This window comes from Streptomyces carpinensis, from assembly GCF_002154505.1.
Classification (GTDB): domain Bacteria; phylum Actinomycetota; class Actinomycetes; order Streptomycetales; family Streptomycetaceae; genus Streptomyces; species Streptomyces carpinensis.
Genome location: NZ_MUBM01000349.1, coordinates 1 through 3,797 on the forward strand (window position 1 = coordinate 1; position 3,797 = coordinate 3,797).

The 3,797-nt window shown below is 70.1% G+C and carries 3 protein-coding genes; all 3 read right to left on the minus strand.

Annotated features, from left to right (window positions below; genetic code table 11):
- Nucleotides 1-39: 39 nt before the first annotated feature.
- The gene (locus BZY54_RS52470; protein ID WP_208640889.1) at nucleotides 40-900 is read right to left on the minus strand and encodes a hypothetical protein; all 861 of its coding nucleotides are present in this window, start codon (nucleotides 898-900) and stop codon (nucleotides 40-42) included.
- Nucleotides 897-2,999 carry a hypothetical protein gene (locus BZY54_RS37575; RefSeq protein ID WP_086729811.1) on the minus strand — a complete coding sequence of 701 codons (2,103 nt, stop codon included), beginning with the start codon at nucleotides 2,997-2,999 and terminating at the stop codon, nucleotides 897-899. Before BZY54_RS37575 ends, BZY54_RS52470 begins: the two co-directional genes overlap by 4 nt.
- 178 nt (nucleotides 3,000-3,177) lie before the next feature.
- On the minus strand, nucleotides 3,178-3,797 hold a 620-nt coding region (locus BZY54_RS37580), incomplete at its 5' end, for an OmpA family protein (RefSeq protein ID WP_086729813.1).

The following is a 3,797-nucleotide window of genomic DNA, read 5'->3' on the forward strand; positions in this document are numbered from 1 at the left end:
GGAAGTGGACGGGAAAGGGGAAAGCGGCTCCTCCGGGTCTCACCACGGGACGTTTCTCGGGCGGCGACGCCACCACCAGTGGTCTGCCGTCGTGTCCGTCCGGTCCGGCGCGGAGTGAGGGTCTGCCGCTTCCTCGGTGTACTCGCGGAAGACCGAGTCCAGTAGGGCCACGGCGGAGCGCAGGGCGTCCGCGAACGGCTGATCGACCCGCCCGGCGATGACGGCGAGATCGTCCCGGGCTTCCAGATCGCGCCGGAACAGGTCCTCCCGGTAGCGGCCGGACGGCGCCCATCCTGACTCCAGCCGACGGACCAGCCGCTCCCACACGCGCAGGTCGTAGTGCACATGACCCTCGACGCTCGCCGTCGTGCCCGTGGGACGGCCGGCGAGAGCCGCGTCGGCGACCGGGGTGCCGATGGCCTCACCGTCGAGGATCTCCGGCAGGGTCTCGACTGCGGCACCCGGCAGTTCCGCGACCGCCGACTCGACCGCGTCGATCGTGTGCACGGGCGGTTCCCCGTCGGAGCTCAGGAGCCGGGCACGGGCGGTCTCGCCCGAAGGGCCGACCACCCAGTAGGCGGACGGGATGTCCTCCACCGCCGGATACAGAACCGCGACCCCGAGGGCCGCTGCCAGTCGAGCGGCGAACTCGCTTTCCGAGGGGGCCGTTTCCTCTTCGAAGAGCGCGTCGAGTACGTAGATGTCGAGCGACATCGACAGATCGCCCAGCAGTCTGCCGTAGCCGCAGAGCACGGGCGCGGTCCAGTCCCGTGCGCTCTGGTCGTCGTCCCGGTCGGCGACATCGACATCGACGTCCCCCACGCCGACCGCCTGGATCAGGGCGTCGGCAAGCGCGGGCGGAGACACCGGCGTCCCGGCGAGCAGCAGGTCGTAGATCATCGATAGGTCCCGTCGTAGACCTTCTTGGCCTTGGCCACGGCCTCCGGATTGTCGGCGAAACGCGGGTTCTTCGTCAGGGCCGGTGCGTTCACGTCACCGTTCGCCCTGGCGATCTCCTTGAGCGCGGCATACTCGTTGCGGTCCATCATCACGATCCCCGAACCCGAATCCGGATAGACCCGCCCGCTGTCCTCGACTCCGTAGGTACGGCCGTTGATCTCGTAACGGTTCGTCTTGTCGTTCCATGTGGCCTTGTTCTCGGCGATGGCCTTGATGTCCGCCTCCACATCGGCCTCCCGCCCCTTCAGGATGACGCTGTTCTTCGCCTTGACCTCACCGTGCTTGGCACCGGCCACAGTGTGCCTGGCGTTCGGGAACTTCAGCGTCTTCCCTGCGGCCGGTCCCTTGACGCCGGGATCGGCGACCCATTCCTTCTTCTTCGCCTGGACCTCGTCGGACGCCTTGTCCGCGTCATCGGCCTGCCTGCGGGCCTCCTCCGCCTCCTTCTCGGCGTCCTCGTCACAGCCGTCGTCGGCGAGGACGACGTAGGGGGAGCCGTCGGCGCCCGCGGCGAGGACGGTGGTGCCGGTGCCGGCGGAGCCGGTGAGGGGGCGGGGGCCGTCCGTGTCCGGGCCGTCTCCGTACGGGACCCGGCGGGCCGGCGCGGAGATGGTGCAGCCGGACTGCCGCGCCTTCCGCTCGGCCTCGTCGGCCGCTTCGTCCGCCTGCTTCGCCGCCTTCTCGGCGCCCTCGACGTCCCCGGCCCTGGCCGCCTTCCTGGCGTCCTCGGCCGCCGTGCCGGCCTTCTCCGCCAGCCTGCCCAGTTTCCCGAGCTTGCCGATCTTCCCCAGGTCGCCCACCTTCTCGACGACCTTGGCGGCGTCGTAGCCGGGGATGAAGAGCGAGCCGACGTTCCAGATGACGTGGGTGACGGCGCGGGTCTTGTCGCCGTTCTTCCAGTCGTCGGCGGTGTCGTCGCCGATGAACGTGTCGTACAGGACGCTCCCGCCGGTCTTCAGCGAGGAGCCGCCCCAGTCCAGGACGGCACCGAAGTAGTCGCCCTCGGACCACTTGTCGCGGGCGCCCCTGGAGTTGTTCCACCAGTCCTCGCCGAGGCGCCTGCCGTAGTCGCCGATGCCCTTGACGGTGTCCAGGGGATGGCGGGCCATGTCGTAGATCCCGGTGACGTCGCCCCACACGCCGTCGACGAACAGCCCCTGCCCGACCTGCTCGACCTGGTCACCGGCACAGCCGAAGAAGGCGCCCACGCCGGAGAAGCAGCCGTTGTCGCCCTTCTTGCCGCCGTCGTTCTTGTCGTCTCCCTTGCCGGCGTCGTGCTTGTCGTCCTCGCTGTTGGCTTGGCCGTTGCCGTTGCCGTTGCCGTTGCCGTTGCCGTTGCCGTTGCCGTCGGTGCTCGTGGGCCCGGAGGCGTTCGTGCCCGCACCGTGGCTCGTCGGGGCCGGGCAGCCCATGCCGGCGACCCTGCAGACCTGCGTCTGAATGCCGCCGAATATCCGCGTACCGAGGCCGCTGACCACCAGCGCGAGGACGATGGCGGCAACGATGGCGACCAGCCCCGCGTACTCGACGGCGGTCTGCCCCTCGTCCGCGCGGCGCCACCGGATCATCCGGGCGAACGAGAACGGCCGGCGCTCTGCCCGCTCCGGCTGCGAGAGCCGGTACCACTCCCGGCTCTCGCCCTGGAACAGGAAGTAGAGGACGAGGACGGGAAGGAGGAGCTGGATGCCGCCGCGTGCCGAGCCGGCGGTGAGGTCGGCGAGCCCGCCGACGATCAGCCACGCCTGTACGGCGATCAGCCCCCGCCGGACCCGCTCCCCGCCCGTCCGGCTCCGCCGGGCCAGCCACCAGCCGAGGACTCCGGGCGTCGCCGCGTAGGCCGTGAGGGCGACGACGCCGCCGTCGAGGGTGCCGTACAACCCGGCGGTCAGCAGCAGCCCGATCCCGCCGAGGACGGTGGCGAGGAACAACGCGTGCACCAGTACGAGCGCCACGAAGAGGGAACGGGGCATCTCCCGCCGCCCACCGCTCCCGGACGGCCACGCCCCCTCGAACTCCGGAACTCCCCCGATCGAGGCCATGTGCCCTCCTCCCACGCCGATGCACGACTAGGGGGAGGCTAGGAAGGGACCGCCTGTCGAGCATGGGCCCGCAGACCCAACCCGGCGCCCAAATGCCCACCCATGCGCCACGTGTACGTCGGGCCCGGGCCCCGTCCGCCGCTGGTGGCTGGACCGGGTCCCGAGGCTCCGCGACCGCTCAGCTCTGGGTGCGGGGGAACGTGACCTCCACGCGGCGGTTCTTCTTGCGGCCGTCCTCCGTGGAGTTGTCCGCGATGGGGTACTGCTCGGCGTAACCGCGCACGTCGAAGGTGATGTTCGGGTCGTTCAGCTCCTGGGAGAGGACGTCCTGGACGGCGTTGGCGCGCTGCTTGGACAGGACGACGCCGTGATCGTGGGTGCCGAGGTTGTCGGTGAATCCGAAGACGCGGACCTGGGTCGCCTTCTGCTTCTTGATCTCCTCGGCGATCGCCTCGATACGGGACTTCGCCTGGTCACTCAGCTTCGCGCTGTCCTTGGCGAACAGCACCTCTGCCTGGAGTGCGAACGTCACGTCCGTGTTGGTGTCCTCCCGGCGTTCCTCACCGCCCTGGTCCTCGACCACCGACTTGATGTCCAGCACCTTGGGGGCGGCGAGGGTGGCTCCCTCGGGGAGCTTGAGGTCGGGGTCGTTCGGGTCGACCTTCACGGGAGCGGAGGCGGAGGGCTCCGTGCCCGGCGGTTCACTGGGACCACCGTCGGCCTGAGCCGCCACGGCACCGTAGAGATTCGCGGCGACGAGGAAAGAGGTGGCGGTGAGGGCCAGGGTGAGGCGGGGGT